Source organism: Kutzneria chonburiensis, assembly GCF_028622115.1.
Lineage (GTDB): Bacteria > Actinomycetota > Actinomycetes > Mycobacteriales > Pseudonocardiaceae > Kutzneria > Kutzneria chonburiensis.
In genome coordinates this window covers 272,680-289,041 of the sequence record NZ_CP097263.1, presented here as the reverse complement: position 1 = coordinate 289,041, position 16,362 = coordinate 272,680, and the positions used below count along the sequence as shown (strand labels likewise).

The window sequence follows — 16,362 nt, the reverse complement described above, 5'->3', positions numbered from 1 at the left end:
GGGACACCTGATCGGGTACCCCCGGCACGGAGTGGCGCTCAGCCCTTGGCCTGCTCGCCCTTCACGGCCGGCTTGGCGTCTACCCCGGCCTCCTTGCGCTGCTGCGCGGTGATCGGCGCGGGCGCGGCGGTCAGGGGGTCGTAGCCGCCGCCGGACTTCGGGAAGGCGATCACCTCGCGGATCGAGTCCGCGCCGGACAGCAGCATGACGATGCGGTCCCAGCCGAAGGCGATGCCGCCGTGCGGCGGGGCGCCGTACTTGAACGCCTCGAGCAGGAAGCCGAACTTCTCCTCGGCCTCGGCCTCGCCGAGGCCCATGATCGCGAACACCCGCTTCTGCACGTCCGGGCGGTGGATACGGATGGACCCGCCACCGATCTCGTTGCCGTTGCAGACGATGTCGTAGGCGTAGGCCAGGGCCTTGCCCGGGTCCTCCTCGAACCGGTCGATCCACTCCGGCGTCGGCGAGGTGAAGGCGTGGTGCACCGCGGTCCACTTGCCGCTGCCGACGGCCACGTCGTCGCCGATCTTGTCGACCGACTCGAACAACGGGGCGTCGACGACCCAGACGAACGACCAGGCCGACTCGTCGATCAGGCCGACGCGGCGGCCGATCTCCAGCCGCGCCGCGCCGAGCAGGGCACGGGCGTCGGACGGGTCGCCGGCGGCGAAGAAGATGCAGTCGCCCGCGTTGGCGCCGACGGCCTTGGCCAGGCCCTCGCGCTCGGCGTCGGACAGGTTCTTGGCCACCGGGCCGCCGAGCGTGCCGTCCTCGGCGACGAGCACGTAGGCCAGGCCCCTGGCGCCGCGCTGCTTGGCCCAGTCCTGCCAGGCGTCCAGGGTGCGGCGGGGCTGGTCGGCGCCGCCGGGCATGACCACCGCGCCGACGTACGGGGCCTTGAACACCCGGAACGGGGTGTCCTTGAAGTAGTCGGTGAGCTCGGTGAGCTGGAGGTCGAAGCGCAGGTCCGGCTTGTCGGTGCCGTAGCGGGCCATCGCGTCGGCGTAGGACATGCGGGCGATCGGGCCCTCGATGGTGTGGCCGGCCAGCTCGCTCCACAGCGCCTTGACCACGGCCTCGCCGAGCTCGATGACGTCGTCCTGCTCGACGAAGCTCATCTCGATGTCGAGCTGCGTGAACTCGGGCTGGCGGTCGGCCCGGAAGTCCTCGTCCCGGTAGCAGCGGGCGATCTGGTAGTAGCGCTCCATGCCGGCGACCATCAGCAGCTGCTTGAACAGCTGGGGCGACTGCGGCAGGGCGTACCAGGAGCCGGGGGCCAGGCGGGCCGGCACCAGGAAGTCGCGCGCGCCCTCGGGGGTGGAGCGGGTGAGCGTGGGCGTCTCGATCTCGACGAAGTCGCGGTCGTCCAGCACGCGGCGGGCGATCCGGCTGGCGTGGCTGCGCATCCGGATGGCCTTGGCCGGGCCGCTGCGGCGCAGGTCGAGGTAGCGGTGGCGCAGCCGCGCCTCCTCGCCGACCTCCAGGTTGTCGTCGAGCTGGAACGGCAGCGGCGCGGCCTCGGAGAGGACGTCGAACTCGGTGACCGTGACCTCGATCTGGCCGGTGGCGATGTCCGGGTTGTCGTTGCCCTCGGGGCGGCGCACGACCTCGCCGGTGACCTTGAGGCAGTACTCGGCGCGCAGCCGGTGGGCGCGCTCGGCCATCTCGCCCTCGCGGAACACGACCTGGGCCACGCCGGAGGCGTCCCGCAGGTCGATGAAGATGACGCCGCCGTGATCGCGCCGGCGCGCCACCCACCCGGTCAGGGTGACGGACTGCCCGGCCTGCTCGGCCCGGAGCGTCCCGGCCTCGTGCGTGCGCATCACGGGTACAGCACTCCTCGATTGAATCGGGTCATGGCTTTGTCAATACTGCCGAGTCACAGGTTAGCCAACCTCGCGCGACGCCATTCGCGGCGGTGCCGTTGACGAAGTGGTCCAGACCACCTACCGTGATGCGCAGCACACGCTTTGTCCCTTTTACCGGTCCCTCGCACGGGCCCTCCGCCGCCGCCCCGTGCCGGGATCCCTCCTGCGGATTCAGGGAGAAACGCATGGCAGTGTTCGGAAAGCGGCGGCTGATGGCCGGCGCCGCCGCGTTGGTCGGCCTGGTCGCCGCCTCGCTCGTCGGCGCCGCGCCCGCATCGACGGCCGCCCCCGCCGCGGGTTCGACGATGGTCGGCTACTTCACCAACTGGGGCATCTACGACCGTGGCTACCAGGTGAAGAACCTGGAGACCAGCGGCACCGCGGCCAAGCTGAACGTGATCAACTACGCGTTCGGCAGCACGGCCAACGGGCAGTGCTCGCTGACCGACGCGTACGCCGACTACCAGAAGGTGTTCGACGCCGGCAGCAGCGTGGACGGCAAGGCCGACACCGGGCCGCTGTACGGCAACTTCGGGCAGCTGCGCAAGCTGAAGAAGATGCACCCCGGGCTCAAGGTGGTGTTCTCGGTCGGCGGCTGGACCCTGTCCAGCGGCTTCACCCAGGCCGCCCAGAACCCGACCGCCTTCGCCAACTCGTGCTACAGCATGGTCAAGGACTCGCGGTGGGCCGATGTCTTCGACGGCATCGACATCGACTGGGAGTACCCGAACGCGTGCGGCCTCAGCTGTGACAGCAGCGGCGCGGCGGCGTTCAAGAAGGTCGTCTCGGCCGTCCGGTCCAAGTTCGGCTCCGGCGCCCTGGTGACCGCCGCGATCACCGCCGACGGCACCAGCGGCGGCAAGATCGACGCCGCCGACTACGCCGGCGCGGCTGCCTCCGTGAACTGGTACAACGTCATGACCTACGACTACTTCGGCGCCTTCAACCCCACCGGTCCCACCGCGCCGCACTCCCCGTTGACCAGCTACAGCGGCATCCCGACGGCCAACTTCTTCGCCGACGCCGCCATCCAGAAGCTCAAGGGCAAGGGCATCGCGTCGTCCAAGCTGCTGCTGGGCATCGGCTTCTACGGCCGTGGCTGGACCGGCGTCACGCAGGCCACCCCCGGCGGCAAGGCCACCGGCGCCGCGCCCGGCAAGTACGAGGCCGGTATCCAGGACTACAAGCTGCTCAAGACGTCCTGCCCGTCCACCGGCACCATCGCCGGCACCGCGTACGCCAAGTGCGGCAGCCAGTGGTGGAGCTACGACACCGTGTCGACCGTCAAGGGCAAGATGAGCTACGCCAAGAGCCAGGGCCTCGGCGGCGCCTTCTTCTGGTCCGCCGACGGTGACACCTCCAACGGCGAGCTCGCCTCCGCGATGCGCGGCGGCCTGGGCTGAGTTTTCACGTCATGCTGCCCCGGACGCGTTCGCGCGTCCGGGGCAGTGCTCATTCCGCAGCCGGAAACAGGATGGGGCTCAACAGGTAGCGGGTCCGCTCCGCACTCGGCTCATGCCCCAGCCGTGGCACGATCACGTTGCGCAGCTCGGCGATCAGCTCCTCAAGCTCCTCCCGGCTCAACCACACCGCATGCTGCCGGAAGCCGACCAGATCAGCCGTCGGGTCGACCCCGTCGCGATCCATGTAAGCCGTGAACTCCGCCAGTAGCGTGGCCAGGGCGAGGTCGAAGCCGCGGCGGTAGTCGTCCGGTGTCAGGTCCTCGGTGTCGATGGTCGCCTGGCGCAGCCGGTAGGTCCGCTCCACCGCGCCGCGAACCCGCCGCTCCTCGGCCACCTCGATGACGCCGCCGGCGGCCAGTGCCTCGACGTGCCGGTACACCATCGCCTTCGACACGTCCGGCAGCAGCTCGCACAGCCGCCCCGTGGTCAACTCGCGGCCCCGCAACGCATGCACGATCCGCATCCGCACCGGGTGGGCCAGCAGCTCCTTGGCAGTCACACCCCTATGTTCTCACATCGTGCTACCGTTCGCATATGTTGAGAACGTTAGTGGAGCTGGCCGCCGCCGGCCGCTTCGACGAGCTGACCGAACTGTTCGCGCCGGAGCTGCGGGCCGCGGTGTCGGCTGACATCATGCGGATCGCCTGGGCCAAGGAGGTCGGCGCGGTGCGCCACGTGGGCGAGCCGATCCCGTTGGGCGACAACCGGTTCAGCGTTCTGTTGAACGGAGACGTCGAACTGCGGATGTCGATGGACTCCCTCGGCCGGGTCAACGGTCTTCGACTGACCGCTCCGGACGCCCAGTGGCAGCCGCCGTCGTACGTGCAGCCCGACCGCTTCACCGAGCAGGAGGTGCTCGTCGGCCATCAACCTGGAGCGTTGGTGTTGCCCCACAACGGAAACGGCGCCGGCATCGTGCTGCTCAGCGGCGCCGGCGCGTTCGACCGCGACGAGACCGCCGGCCCGATGAAGATGCTCAAGGACCTCGCCTGGGGCCTGGCTTCCCTCGGCGTCGCCTCTGTCCGTTTCGACAAGCCCACCGACACGCCGACCCTCATCGAGGAGTACGTCCCCGCCGCCGTCGCCGGCGTCGACCTGCTCCGCCAGCACGTCGACCGCGTGTACGTCGCCGGCCACAGCGCCGGCGGCAAGATCGCCCCCAATGTCGCCCAGTGGGCCCCGACCGTCGCCGGCCTCATCCTGCTCGCCGCCGACACCTCCCCCATGCCCGCCGCCGTCGTGCGCGTCGCCCGCCACTTCGGCCTCGAGGTCGACACCATGACCCGCCTCGCCGCCCGCGCCGCCAGCCCCGACCTCTCCCCCACCACCCCCGCCGGCGACCTCCCCTTCGGCCTCCCCGCGACCTACTGGCTCCAGCTCCGCGAGTACGACCAGGTCGCCACCGCCATCGAGATCGACCGCCCCGTCCTCGCCCTCCAGGGCGGCCGCGACTACCAGGTCACCGTCGAGGACGACCTCCCCGGCTGGCGTCGCGTCCCCCGCGCCGAGGCCCGGATCTACCCGGACCTGGACCACATGTTCTTCCAGGACAACGGTTCCCACGTCGACCAGCAGGTGATCGACGACATCGCGGCCTGGGTCAGTTCACCCGCCGCCGGCTGAACTTGTGCAGGGCGTCGAGGAGGAGGTTGACGAGCTCGGGGAGGCGGTCGACGGCTTTGTCGTGGGGGCCGGCCAAAGCGACGGCCCCGACCACCAAACCCTGCTCCCACACCGGGGCGGCCACGGAGGCGATGCCACGGAGCATGGGGCCGCTGTCGCCCATGGTGTAGCCGGCCTCGCGGATGGAGCTGAGCTCGGTCAACAACGCCAAAGCGGCGGAGGGGTCGGAAGGATAGCGGGCGGAGACGAGGGAGTGGCGTTCACGGTCGGGCGTGAAGGCCAACAGGATGCGACCGACGGCGGTCTCGGGCAACGGGGTGCGGAGCTGTTGAACGGTGAGGTAGTTGAAGGGATCGTCGGTGCCGGCCCAATCGGCGTAGACGGAGGTGTCGCCGGTACGCACGGCGAGCACGGCGCTGAGACCGCTGCGAGTGTGTAGGTCGACAAGATCGGAGTGCCCGACGGTGGAGACGAGCCGCTGGCCGGAGCGCATGGCCAAGAGGTAGGGCGCGGCGCCGAGGCGGAAGCGTTTGTCGTCCTCCTCGAGGTAGCCGACGGCGACGAGGCCGTTGACGAGCTTCTGCACGGAAGACACGGGGGCTTCGAGACGCAACGCGAGCTGGGTGAGGGTGAGACCGGACGGCTCGGTGACGACGGCCTCGAGGATCTCGGCGATCCGGTCCACGGCCCGGTGGTGCGGACGGAGCTCGGCCACCAGTGTCCTCCTTACCTATATGGGTAGAACGGTATCACATTGCGTAAGCCGTCCGAGAGGAGCAAGGTAGTTGATGTAAGGCAAACAACTGAAGGAGGCGGAGAGCATGGGGGCTCTGGACGGCATCAGGGTGATCGACCTCGCGACGGTGGTCATGGGCCCGTACGCCACGCAGATCCTCGGCGACCTGGGCGCCGACGTGATCAAGGTGGAGCCGCCGGCCGGCGACATGAGCCGGCTGACCGCCCCGTACCGCAACGAGGGCATGGGCTCGCTGGCCCTCAACGTCAACCGCAACAAGCGGGCGGTCGCCGTCGACCTGAAGAACCCGCGCGGCAAGCAGGTCTTCCTCGACCTGGTGAAGACGGCCGACGTGCTGGTGACCAACATGCGCCCCGGCGCGCTGCACCGGCTGGGCCTGGACTACGAGCAGCTGGCCGAGGTGAATCCGGGCCTGATCTACTGCAACGCCCAGGGTTTCCGCAGCGACTCGACGCTGGCCGACCGCGCCGCCTACGACGAGATCGTGCAGGCCGCGTCCGGCACGGCCGATCTGATGCGCCGCGCCACCGGCACGCCGACGTACATGCCGACGATTCTCGGCGACAAGGTCAGTGGACTGACTATTGTCTACAGTGTTCTGGCGGCACTGGTGCACAAGCAGCGCACCGGCGAAGGCCAGCGCGTCGAGGTGCCGATGACCGACACCATGCTGGCGTTCAACCTGGTCGAGCACCTCGCCGGCCGCACGTTCGAACCGGCCGCCGGCCTGATGGGCTTCTCCCGCAGCCTGTCCCCAGGCCACCGCGCGGTCCGCACGAAGGACGGCTGGGCCTGCATCCTCCCGTACAGCCGCCGCAACATCGACGACTTCTTCGCCGAGGTCGGCCACCCCGAACACCTCGAGGACCCGCGTTTCGCCGATTCGGCCAGTCTGGCGGCCAACTTCGACGCCTTCTACGACCTGATCGAGACGTACGCGGCGCAGCGGACGACCGCCGAATGGGAGGCGACCTGCGCCCGGCTGAGCATCCCGTTCGCGCCGGTGCTGGACCTGGACGACGTGACCGAGGACCCCTACGTCAAGGCCATGGGCCTGCTGGAATGCGCGGAACACCCGACCGAGGGCACCTATCGGGTGATCGGTTCCCCCGTGCGGTTCTCGGCCACGCCTGCGAGTGTGCGCAGGCACGCGCCGCGATTGGGGCAGGACAACGACGAGGTGCTGAGCGAGCTCGGGTACTCCGAGGACGACCGTCGTGAGCTGGCCGAGGCCGGCGTCACGGTGAGGAGGTAACCAGTGAAGGCATCGGAAGTCGCCCGTCGGCTCGCGACCCCGCTGACCGCGCCCGCGTGGGCCCCGGTCCGGTCGCGGTTCACCGACCGCGAGTACCTGAACATCGTCTACCGCACCGATCCCGAGGCGCTGCGGGCCGCGGTTCCCGAGCCGCTGGAGTTCGACGAGCCGCTGGTGCGCTTCGAGGTCATGAAGATGGGCGACAGCACCAGCTTCGGCCCGTACACCGAGTCCGGGCAGGTGATCCCGGTCCGCTTCGGCGAGGAGCGCGGCGAGTACCTGCACGCGATGTACCTGGACAACGTGGCCGCGACGGTGGCCGGCCGGGAGATCAGCGCGTACCCGAAGTCGACCGGCTCGCCGCAGCTGTTCGCCGAGGCCGGCGCCCTGGTGGGCACACTGGACTACGGCTCGCAGCGGGTGGCCACCGCGACCATGGGCTACAAGCACTACCCGATGGACCTGGACGAGGCCAAGGCCGAGCTGACCCTGCCCACGTACATGGTCAAGATCGTGCCGGGCTACGAGCGGGCGCCGCGGGTGTGCGAGCTGGTCCGCACGCAGATCACCGACATCACGGTGAAGGCGGCGTGGACCGGACCGGCCCGGCTGCAACTGTTCCAGCACGTGCTGGCCCCGCTGGCCGACCTGCCGGTGCTGGAGGTCGTCTCGGCCAGCCACATCATCACCGACCTGACGCTGTCCGGCGTCACCCCGGTGTTCGACTACCTCAAGGAGCGCTGACCATGACTGTGGCAGTTGTCGGCGCCGGCACCATCGGCCTGTCGTGGACGACCCTGATGCTGGCCAAGGGACACACCGTGCGGGTCACGGACCCCCGTCCCGATCTGGCGCAGGCCGTACGCGACGCGGTGCGCGAATTCGCCCCGACCGTCCCGGGTTTCACCGGTGACGTCGAGGAACTCCTGTCCCGGGTGGAGATCGTCGGCTCGGTCGAGCAAGCCGTCGACGGTGTCCAGGCGGTGCAGGAGAACGGGCCGGAGCGCCTGGAGTTCAAGCAGGATCTCTTTGCCACCATTGAGAAGGCCGCGCCGGCCGACGCGCTGATCCTGTCATCGACCTCGGGCCTGACGCCGTCCTCGATGTCGTCGAAGATGGCCGACCCGGCACGATTGGTGGTCGGCCACCCGTTCAACCCGCCGCACCTGATCCCGTTGGTGGAACTGGTCGGGGCCTCGGCGGACGAAGTGGCTCGTGCCAAGGAGTTCTACCTCTCGCTGGGCAAGGTTCCGGTGGTGGTGCACCAGGAGGTGCGCGGCCACGTCGCGAATCGCTTGCAGCGCGTGCTGTTCGAGGAGTGCGTGAACCTGGTCGAGCAGGGCGTGGTGTCGATGACCGAGCTGGACGACATCGTCACCAACTCGGTCGGTGTCCGGTGGGCCACGGTAGGCCCGTTCCTGGCGTTCCACCTCGGCGGCGGCCCGGGCGGGCTGCGACACATGATGTCCCACCTGATGCCCTACATCCCGGTCGACGTCCAGGCCCGGCTGGCCGACCAGGCCGAAACCGTTTATCCGTTGGCGGACAACGAGAAGCGCGCCGCCGAGCGCGACCGCCAACAGCTCGAGATCATTGCACTGAAGGAGCGTGACGACGATGTCCGGTGACTTCTACGACTTCCAGGGCCTGCTCACCGACGAGGAGAAGGCGATCGTCGAGAAGACGCGGGAGTTCCTGCGCACCGAGGTCGCGCCGATCGCCAACGAGTCCTGGGCCGACGCCGAGTTCCCGCACCAGATCGTGAAGGGCTTCGCCGAGCTGGACATCGCCGGCCTGGCCTACCGCGGCGCCCGCAGCCTGCTCACCGGTTTCCTGGCGCTGGAGATGAACCGGGTCGACCCGTCCATCGCCACCTTCTTCGGCGTCCACAGTGGACTGGCCATGGGCAGCATCAACCGCTGCGGCTCCGACGAGCAGAAGCAGCGCTGGCTACCGGCGATGGCCCGGATGGAGAAGATCGGCGCCTTCGCGCTGACCGAGCCCAACGGCGGCTCGGACGTGGCCGGCGGCCTGCAGACCACGGCCCGGCGCGACGGTGACGACTGGATCCTCAACGGGGCCAAGCGCTGGATCGGCAACGCCACCTTCGCCGACCTGGTGATCGTGTGGGCCCGCGACGAGGCCGACAACAAGGTCAAGGGTTTTGTGGTGGAGAAGGGCACGCCCGGATTCACCGCCACCAAGATCGAGCACAAGATGGCCCTGCGGACCGTGCAGAATGCCGACATCACCCTGACCGATTGCCGTGTGCCGGAAGCGAATCGCCTCCAGAACGCGCACGGTTTCCGGGACACCGCGGACATTCTGCGGCAGACCCGCGGCGGCGTGGCCTGGCAGTCGGTCGGCGTGATGATGGGCGCCTACGATCTCGCGCTGGCCTATGCCAAGGAGCGCAAGCAGTTCGGCAAGCCCATCGCCGGCTTCCAGCTCGTGCAGGACCTGCTGGTCAAGATGCTGGGCAACGTCACGGCGTCGCTGGGCATGGTCGTCCGGCTGGCCCAGCTCCAGGACGAGGGCGTCTACCGGGACGAGCACTCCTCGCTGGCCAAGGCGTTCTGCACGTCACGGATGCGCGAGGCGGTCGGCTGGGCCCGGGAGATCCTGGGCGGCAACGGGATCGTGCTCGACTACCACGTCGGCCGGTTCGTCGCCGACGCCGAGGCGGTGTACTCGTACGAGGGCACGCGGGAGATCAACTCGCTGGTCACCGGCCGGGCGATCACCGGCCTGAGCGCCTTCGTGTAGATCAGAGGTCGGCCGGGCGCAGCGGCGGCATCCACAGCCGCTCGGCGCCCGGCACGACCATGCGTACCAAGGCCGCCACCAACACCGGCAGGGCGGCGTCGTCCGGCCAGGCCAGCCGGCCGATCGTCTTGAACGCCCAGTCGCGGTGCCGGGCATCCCCGGTGGCTTCGGCCATGTCGAGGAGAAACTCGACGTTCTCCACCACGCCGTGGCAGGAAGCGGTGGCCATGGTCCACTGGTCGGCCCGCACCGCCGCCGCGGCGGCGTCGGCGACCTTGCGGTAACGCTCGTCGCCGGTGGCGAGCCAGGCTCGGACCAGGAAGCTGCCGACACCGGCGGCGTCGCCGCACCAGCCGCCCAGCGGCACGCTCTCCCCGGCCCCGACGGCCACCGCGCGGCCGTCCGGTCCCACATCGCCCCGTCGCACAGCGCGTCGGCCAGCCGGATCGCCTTGATCCGGCCGAGTTTGTCCCCGGTGACCAGGGCGTAGTCCAGCAGGAAGGCCGCGATGCCGGCGATGCCGTGGCCGAAGCCGTACTTGCCCTGCCCGGTGTCCTGGTGCCGCGCGCATTCCGCGGCCCGGGCCAGGAACTGCCCGTCCCCGGTGACCCGCCACGCGTGCAGCAGCGTCAGACCGGCGCCGGCCGAGCCGTCGCAGACGTCCGGATTCGTGCTCATCACGGGGATCTCGGTGGCCAGCTTGGTCGCACGGGCCATCAGCTTCTGGTCGTCGAGCGCCCGCGCCGCGTCCAGCAGCGCCCACACCGCCCCCGACTGACCGAAGTGCAGTCCCGGCAGGACCATCGACTCCCGCTCACATCGCTTGGCGGTGTGCTTTGCCGCCGTACGCACCACAGCGGGCAGGCGGCCGTTGCGCGGCAGGGCTGCCACCAAAGCGCCCAATGCCGAGGCACTGTGTTTACGGGGATTCATCCGATCGAGCAGCTGGACGATGCCGTCGTCGAGCAGCCGGTCACCCGGCACCCCCTCGGGATGCACCGGACCAGCTGTCACCGAACCGCTCGACATCACCGGCAGGACCCCCTCCGGCCTGCGAAAACACCGCTACCCGTCCACAATCGCACCAGGTGATCGCCGGGCAGAACAGCGGGAGCATATCGTCCCGCCCTTGCTGCCCCAACGGACACCGCCGGGGATTTCCGTGAAATAAATTCGGGTTTTAGCCGACCTGCTTGAGCAGCCTGCCGATCGCGTCGATCTGTTCCCTGACAGTTGTCAGAGCGGCGGCACAGGGCGCGGCGTTCGGGCCCGCGGTGCTGGGATCGGCATTGTTCACGCCCGGATTCTGGGTACCGACGCCGCACGTGCGCTTCTCGTAGTCGGCCACCGCGGCCTGCAACTTGTCCACGACGGCCTTGATGGCGTCGGCCTGCTTGCTGCCGGCGGTCTCCGAGACCACGCTGTTACCGAAGTTGACGACCTGCGTCGCGTACCGCTCGCATTCCGGATAGACCTTGGCCGGATCGACGGTCTGGCACTGGTCGGCCTCGAGTGCGTCGACCTTCACGCTCAGGTCGGCGACGGACGGCCCGTACTTGGCCACCGGCGGCCCGCTCGGACCGGCCTCCCGGCTGCACCCGGCGGTGACCAGGAGCAGTGCGGCGGCGGGCACGACGAGCAAGCGCAGGTTCACCACCCGGCCAGCGTAGAACAGGCCACCATCGGCCTGACGGCCGAGTCCAGCGTGCAACCTCTACAGGTGCCTGGAAATTCCCGCGAGATACACGAATCGACTATGAGGCAGTCATCACCGACCGATAGGCCGGAATTGGCCGACCGCCGGCTTCCGGCGGCGTAGATTCCTCAGCAAGACGACCAATATGTGTGATCGCGCGCACAGTTCTTGCGAGGCCCCCATGCAATCCAGCACCAATGCCTGCCGTACCGCTCTGGCCCCGAGCGGCCGGAAGCCGCGGCTCGGCCGGGCCCGCACCACCGGCGCGCTGGCCGTCGGCTTCACCTTCCAGCGCGACGCCGCTCCCCAGCCGGCGCCGGACGCGTGGCTGATCCTGCGGCCGGGCGAGATCCTGTTGTACAGCAGGGACATCGCCTTCGACGCCGTCGCGCAGGCCGCGGCCAGCCGGATGATCGCCGAGGAGCTGCACCTGTCCGAGGCGACCGTGCGGTTCAGCTCCGGTCAGGCGCTGCACAACGTCGGCCTGCCGTGCGGCATCGCGCTGCGCAAGGCGGCAGCGTCGGCATATTGGGGCCTGCACCGCGATGCCGCCACGCTGCTCAACGTGCCCGGTCGCGCGTTGGCCTCCGACAACGGCCGGTTCCGCGTTCGCGGCGGTCTGCGCCGCGTGTCGTACTTCGACTTGTTGGACGCCACGACAACCGTGCTGTCGCTGGACACCCGGGTGCCGCTGGTGTCGGACCACGACTATCTCGCCGACTACGTCGCCCCGGCTGTGCTGAGCAGCACGTCCTTCTCATCGCAGGGAGCCGGCCGGTTCTCCGGCTTCCTGCGAGACGAGATCCGCCGGGACGTGTTGGATGGCGCCGCCTCCGGCGTCGCGGCTCGGCCCCTCGTGACCCCTGCCTCGCCCTTGCCGAATTTTCCGAGGCCCGCATCGGCTCGGTAGTGGGCCGCGTGGGTGGCGGACCTCGAAAAATCCGGCAACCGGGCGAAGCAGGGGCGGGGCCGAGCGGACTTCCGCGCCTTGATCAGCTGAGTGGCCCTTCAGCTGATCAGGTAAGCGGCACCAGCTGTCCCGGGAGGAACGGCGGCTGCTGGCCGGTCGCGTCCTCGTAGCCCTTGATCGCGCCGTCGAAAGCGCCGCCCGCGGCGCCACCGGCCGCCGCGCCGGCGAGCTGACCGCCGGCCGTGCCGATCGCGGTGCCGATGGCCGTACCGATCGGGGCTGCCGGCGGAGCGATCGCGCCGCCGATGGCACCGCCGATCGCGCCGCCCGCCGCACCGCCGACCGCGCCGCCGACGGCCTTGCCGATGTCGCTGCCCGGCTTGGCGGTACCGGTTGCGGTGCCGGTGACGCCGCCGATGCCGCCGTCCACCGCGCCACCCAGCCCGCCGCCGGCGGTAGACCCCAGCACGGAACCGGTCTGCTGGCCGAACTGCTCACCGGCCTTCTGCCCGGAACCGTCCTTCACGCCGAAGATGCCGTCGGCCACCGCGCCGACCGTGCCGCCGGCGAAGCCGCCGATACCGGAGCCGAGCTGCTCGCCGGCGGTGATGCCGGCATCGGTGAAGTCGGTCGGCTCGGCGTTGACCGTGCTAGCGCTGGCCGAACCGGCCAACGGCAGCAGCATCATCGCCGCGACCACCCCACCACCGACGGCGGCGCCGAACGCCGACCGCCGGACCACACTGTGACGACCCATGGGAATTCCTCTCTCGCAACGGGGAATTCCCGGACCGTAGCCAGCTTCCGGGCCGGTCGGCGGCGCCGTGTGAGTCAGTTCATCCGCGGTGTCGAGTAGTTGTCACGTAGGTGCTCAAGTGCCTCAACGCCAACTGTCAGAGAGGTTCAACGGTCCCGTTCCGGTCGACGCCGACCGGTTCGGATCGCTTTCCCACGTGACCGTTCCGTCGGAGTTCTTCTTGACGTACTTGTACTGGAAGGCCGTGTTCACCGGCAGCGAGGTCGTCGCGGTCCAGGCCGGGTAACCGGCCGAGGACAGGGCGATGGCGTTGGCCGTGTTCCAGCGGCCCAGCGCCGGGATGGAGCCGACCACATAGACGTTCTGGCCCCAGCTCGTGGTGGCGTTTTCGGTGAACGTCACCTGGACGTGGCTGCCGGTGACCTTGGAGCCGGCATGAATGGCCACGGCGTCCATGCCGCCGACCGTGATCGCCGCGTTTCCGTTGCCGTCAACTGTGATTACCGGGCCGGTGCAGGTCCCGTTGGCGACATCGCCGTGCAGCACGTCGCAGTAGTTGCCGGCGGGCAGGCCGGTCACGAACGTCCGGGCGAGGGTGCCGCCTTCCTTGTTGATCGCCACGAAGCCGTTGCCGCCCCGGCTGAACGCGATCTGGTTGCTGCCGTCCGACCACCAGTTGCCGACTCCCGTGCCGGCGACCGCATTGTGGAAGCCGACCATGTTCGCCGCATACCGTTGTCGGTGCTCGCATTCCCAGCCGCTGCCACAGCTGACCGCCGAGACCATGCCGTTGGCGGCGCTCGGCGGCGACTGGTCGTTGTTGGCGAAGTCGAAGCTGGACATGACGTTCGGCGTGCCGTAGTTCCAGGCCAGGCCGAACACCGTGGCCAGCCGGTAGACCGCACCGTCCTTGTAGGACAGTGTGCTGCCGTTGCGTTGCGTGTCATGGTTGTCCACGAACACGACCGCCTTGGCGCTCGGCTCCATGCCCCACGACTGGCCGAAGGTCGCCAGATCGGCGATGTTGCCGCCGTTGAACTTGGCCTTGAGATTGGTGCCGTAGCGGAATTCCAGCAGATCGCCGGTGCCTTCGTACTGCTGCGGCTGCACCGCCTCGCCGGCACCGTAGATCACCTCTTGGTACAGGTAGGCCGGTTTGGTCAGCTTGGCCTCGATGCCGGCGATGTCGGCCGGGTTGATGTGCTTGGCCGCGTCGACCCGGAACCCGTCCACGCCAAGGGAAAGCAGGTCGTTCAGGTAGCCGGCAATGGAGGTGCGGACGTTGTCGTGCTCGGTGTAGAGATCAGCCAGCCCGACCAGCTCGCACTCTTGAACGTCGGCCTGCACCCCGTAGTTGTGGATCTGGCCGTCCGACTCCGGGCAGGGATTCGGGTAGTGATGGAAGTCGGCCGACGAGTACCGGCCCGGATAGTCGTACTTGTCCGGGAAAGTCGTGCCGCCGTACCCCGTGTTGCCCTGGCCGGTCATGTGGTTGATCACCGCGTCGGCGTAGACCTTCACACCGGCCGCGTGGCAGGAGCTGACCATCGCGGCGAACTGCTGGCGGTTGCCCATCCGGCTGGTCAGCTGATAGCTGACCGGCTGGTACACCTCCCACCACGGATGGCCGGCCACCGTCACCGACTCCTCCGGCGGCGACACCTGGACACCGCCGTATCCCTTGGGCCCCAGCACAGTCGTGCACTCGGAGCCGACCGAGGTCCACGGCCACTCGAACAGGTTCGCGATCACGTCGTGCCCGCCGCCGGGCGGGGCGGCGACGGCAGAAGGTGTCGGGCTCAGCAGGGCCAGCAGGGTAGCCACAATCACCACGCGGCCCCAGTGCAACGTGGTTGTCATTCAGTGCACGATAGCCGCGCGTCCCGCGCGGGGCACGGTCCCGCGTGACCGTGCGATCGGTCAAGGGCCGACCCGGGCGGCCACTTCCTTGAGGTAGTCCCGCGCCACCTGCTCGTCGCCGAGCCACGGCTCGTAGTCGGTGGGGTCGTTGAACAGGTGCGCGAACCGGTGCGCCACCTCGGGATACTCCTGCGCGGCCTGGAGCGTCTCCAGGATGTGCGCGGGCGGCGGCGCGAGCAGGTCGTTGTTGAACCGGGTGGAATGCCGGGCGTAGTCCCAGTACCGGTCGAAACACGTGGTCATGAACTCGGCGTCGAACGGGCGGTCGCCCTGCTCGACGATGAGCTGCTGGTAGATCCGCGCGCAGTGCACGGCGTTGTTGGCGCCCTGGCCGGCGATCGGGTCGTTGGTGATGGCGGTGTCGCCCATGGCCAACACGTGTTGGCCGGTGGCCAGCGTGCCGACACCGTGCCGGACGACCGGCGTGATCCGGCCGGTCAGGAACTCCAGCGGCCCACCGGACTCGGTGTCCTCGGCCGCGCCGGCCGACCACGGGAAGAACCGGCGCAGCTGCTCCCGGCACAGCTCCAGGTGCTGCCCGGCGTCGGTGACGCCGTCGAAGACGTCCATCGGCCCGCCGGGAATGCCGGAGAAGTACAGGCCCATCTTGGGTCCACCGGCGGTGAGCACCGGCAGCACGAAGAACTCGCCGACGCCGGGCACCAGGCCGAACGTGACGCCCTGGTAGAAGTCGCCGGAGTGCTTGACCAGGTGCAGGGTGATGCCGCGCTGCGGCTCCGAATACGGCGAACGCGCGGCGTCACGCGGGAAAACGCTGTCGAACTGCGGCCCACGACCGGCGGCGACCAGCACCAGATCGGCCTCGCGGGCGTAGTCGGACAGCCGCTCCGGGGTGGCCTTCTCGGTGCGGAGCTCGCCGCCGCGGGCCACGAACTCGGTCAGCCAGAAGGACATCTTCAGCCGCTGGTCGACCGACTGGGCCGGCTGGTCCAGCGGCGACACCCAGGATATGAACGGATCGGCGGCGCCCGGCATGCCGGCGTCGAAGGCGATGCCGATCACCGGCGGCACCTCGCCGTCCCAGTGGTTGAGGCCCAGCGCCCGCTCGTGCCGCAGCGCCGGCTCGAAGACGCACTGGTTGGACAGGATGCGTCCGTCCCTGATCTGGTCGGCGGTCCGCTCCGAGATCATGGTCACCCGGTAGCCCGCGCCCAGCAGCCCCAGCGCCAGCAGCGAACCGGCCTGACCAGCGCCGACGATCACGATGTGCCGCACGAAGAACCCCTCCACCGCCCCAGTTCGGGCCAGCGTAGGCCGAATTCGGCGCGGGCGTGACGCCTTTGCGGGCTCGACCGCTGCCCCATCGGGCAGCGTTGGCCCATTAGA

15 protein-coding genes and 1 pseudogene are annotated in these 16,362 nt (G+C 69.4%); 7 read left to right on the top strand and 9 right to left on the bottom strand.

Going from position 1 to position 16,362, the window contains the following annotated elements; all coding sequences use genetic code 11:
• Nucleotides 1-38: 38 nt before the first annotated feature.
• A complete protein-coding gene (gene aspS / locus M3Q35_RS01470) occupies nucleotides 39-1,826 on the bottom strand; it encodes an aspartate--tRNA ligase (protein ID WP_273939744.1) in 1,788 nt (595 codons plus the stop codon).
• Between the two features lie 227 nt (nucleotides 1,827-2,053).
• Between aspS and M3Q35_RS01465 the strand changes: the two genes are divergently transcribed.
• The gene (locus M3Q35_RS01465) at nucleotides 2,054-3,271 is read left to right on the top strand and encodes a glycoside hydrolase family 18 protein (RefSeq protein WP_273939743.1); all 1,218 of its coding nucleotides are present in this window, start codon (nucleotides 2,054-2,056) and stop codon (nucleotides 3,269-3,271) included.
• Between the two features lie 49 nt (nucleotides 3,272-3,320).
• Here M3Q35_RS01465 and M3Q35_RS01460 read toward each other — a convergent pair whose 3' ends face one another.
• Nucleotides 3,321-3,830 carry a helix-turn-helix domain-containing protein gene (locus tag M3Q35_RS01460; protein ID WP_273939742.1) on the bottom strand — a complete coding sequence of 170 codons (510 nt, stop codon included), beginning with the start codon at nucleotides 3,828-3,830 and terminating at the stop codon, nucleotides 3,321-3,323.
• Nucleotides 3,831-3,865: 35 nt separating this feature from the next.
• Here M3Q35_RS01460 and M3Q35_RS01455 point away from each other — a divergent pair, with 35 nt between their 5' ends.
• Complete coding sequence (locus M3Q35_RS01455) at nucleotides 3,866-4,954, top strand: hypothetical protein (RefSeq protein WP_273939741.1); 1,089 nt, start codon at nucleotides 3,866-3,868, stop codon at nucleotides 4,952-4,954.
• Here M3Q35_RS01455 and M3Q35_RS01450 read toward each other — a convergent pair.
• The gene (locus M3Q35_RS01450; protein ID WP_273939740.1) at nucleotides 4,932-5,669 is read right to left on the bottom strand and encodes an IclR family transcriptional regulator; all 738 of its coding nucleotides are present in this window, start codon (nucleotides 5,667-5,669) and stop codon (nucleotides 4,932-4,934) included. The genes M3Q35_RS01455 and M3Q35_RS01450 overlap by 23 nt on opposite strands.
• 106 nt (nucleotides 5,670-5,775) lie before the next feature.
• Between M3Q35_RS01450 and M3Q35_RS01445 the strand changes: the two genes are divergently transcribed.
• From M3Q35_RS01445 to M3Q35_RS01430, 4 genes are read left to right on the top strand one after another with little or no spacing between them, the layout of a single operon-like run.
• Entirely contained in the window at nucleotides 5,776-6,966 is a 1,191-nt protein-coding gene (locus M3Q35_RS01445; RefSeq protein WP_273939739.1) for a CaiB/BaiF CoA transferase family protein, read from the top strand.
• A gap of 3 nt (nucleotides 6,967-6,969) precedes the next feature.
• Nucleotides 6,970-7,710 carry an acetoacetate decarboxylase gene (locus M3Q35_RS01440; RefSeq protein WP_273939738.1) on the top strand — a complete coding sequence of 247 codons (741 nt, stop codon included), beginning with the start codon at nucleotides 6,970-6,972 and terminating at the stop codon, nucleotides 7,708-7,710.
• Between the two features lie 2 nt (nucleotides 7,711-7,712).
• Nucleotides 7,713-8,594, top strand: coding sequence for a 3-hydroxyacyl-CoA dehydrogenase NAD-binding domain-containing protein (locus M3Q35_RS01435; RefSeq protein WP_273939737.1), 882 nt, complete (start codon nucleotides 7,713-7,715; stop codon nucleotides 8,592-8,594).
• Nucleotides 8,584-9,732, top strand: a complete 1,149-nt coding sequence (locus tag M3Q35_RS01430; RefSeq protein WP_273939736.1) for an acyl-CoA dehydrogenase family protein — start codon at nucleotides 8,584-8,586, stop codon at nucleotides 9,730-9,732. Before M3Q35_RS01435 ends, M3Q35_RS01430 begins: the two co-directional genes overlap by 11 nt.
• 1 nt (nucleotide 9,733) lies before the next feature.
• On the opposite strand, the gene M3Q35_RS01425 is transcribed toward M3Q35_RS01430, so the two are convergent.
• The 3 genes and pseudogenes from M3Q35_RS01425 to M3Q35_RS01415 all read right to left on the bottom strand — a co-directional run bounded on the left by M3Q35_RS01425 (nucleotide 9,734) and on the right by M3Q35_RS01415 (nucleotide 11,389).
• Nucleotides 9,734-10,159, bottom strand: coding sequence for a lanthionine synthetase LanC family protein (locus M3Q35_RS01425; protein WP_273939735.1), 426 nt, complete (start codon nucleotides 10,157-10,159; stop codon nucleotides 9,734-9,736).
• Between the two features lie 98 nt (nucleotides 10,160-10,257).
• Nucleotides 10,258-10,536, bottom strand: a pseudogene (locus M3Q35_RS48725) (lanthionine synthetase LanC family protein); the annotation flags it as partial.
• A gap of 376 nt (nucleotides 10,537-10,912) precedes the next feature.
• A complete protein-coding gene (locus tag M3Q35_RS01415) occupies nucleotides 10,913-11,389 on the bottom strand; it encodes a hypothetical protein (RefSeq protein WP_273939733.1) in 477 nt (158 codons plus the stop codon).
• Between the two features lie 220 nt (nucleotides 11,390-11,609).
• Between M3Q35_RS01415 and M3Q35_RS01410 the strand changes: the two genes are divergently transcribed.
• Complete coding sequence (locus M3Q35_RS01410; protein ID WP_273939732.1) at nucleotides 11,610-12,338, top strand: hypothetical protein; 729 nt, start codon at nucleotides 11,610-11,612, stop codon at nucleotides 12,336-12,338.
• Nucleotides 12,339-12,444: 106 nt separating this feature from the next.
• On the opposite strand, the gene M3Q35_RS01405 is transcribed toward M3Q35_RS01410, so the two are convergent.
• The 3 genes from M3Q35_RS01405 to M3Q35_RS01395 form a co-directional block, all read right to left on the bottom strand.
• The gene (locus M3Q35_RS01405) at nucleotides 12,445-13,095 is read right to left on the bottom strand and encodes a hypothetical protein (RefSeq protein ID WP_273939731.1); all 651 of its coding nucleotides are present in this window, start codon (nucleotides 13,093-13,095) and stop codon (nucleotides 12,445-12,447) included.
• A gap of 123 nt (nucleotides 13,096-13,218) precedes the next feature.
• Nucleotides 13,219-14,955, bottom strand: a complete 1,737-nt coding sequence (locus M3Q35_RS01400) for a carbohydrate-binding module family 20 domain-containing protein (protein ID WP_273939730.1) — start codon at nucleotides 14,953-14,955, stop codon at nucleotides 13,219-13,221.
• Between the two features lie 60 nt (nucleotides 14,956-15,015).
• Nucleotides 15,016-16,251, bottom strand: a complete 1,236-nt coding sequence (locus tag M3Q35_RS01395; RefSeq protein ID WP_273939729.1) for a styrene monooxygenase/indole monooxygenase family protein — start codon at nucleotides 16,249-16,251, stop codon at nucleotides 15,016-15,018.
• Nucleotides 16,252-16,362 lie beyond the last annotated feature (111 nt).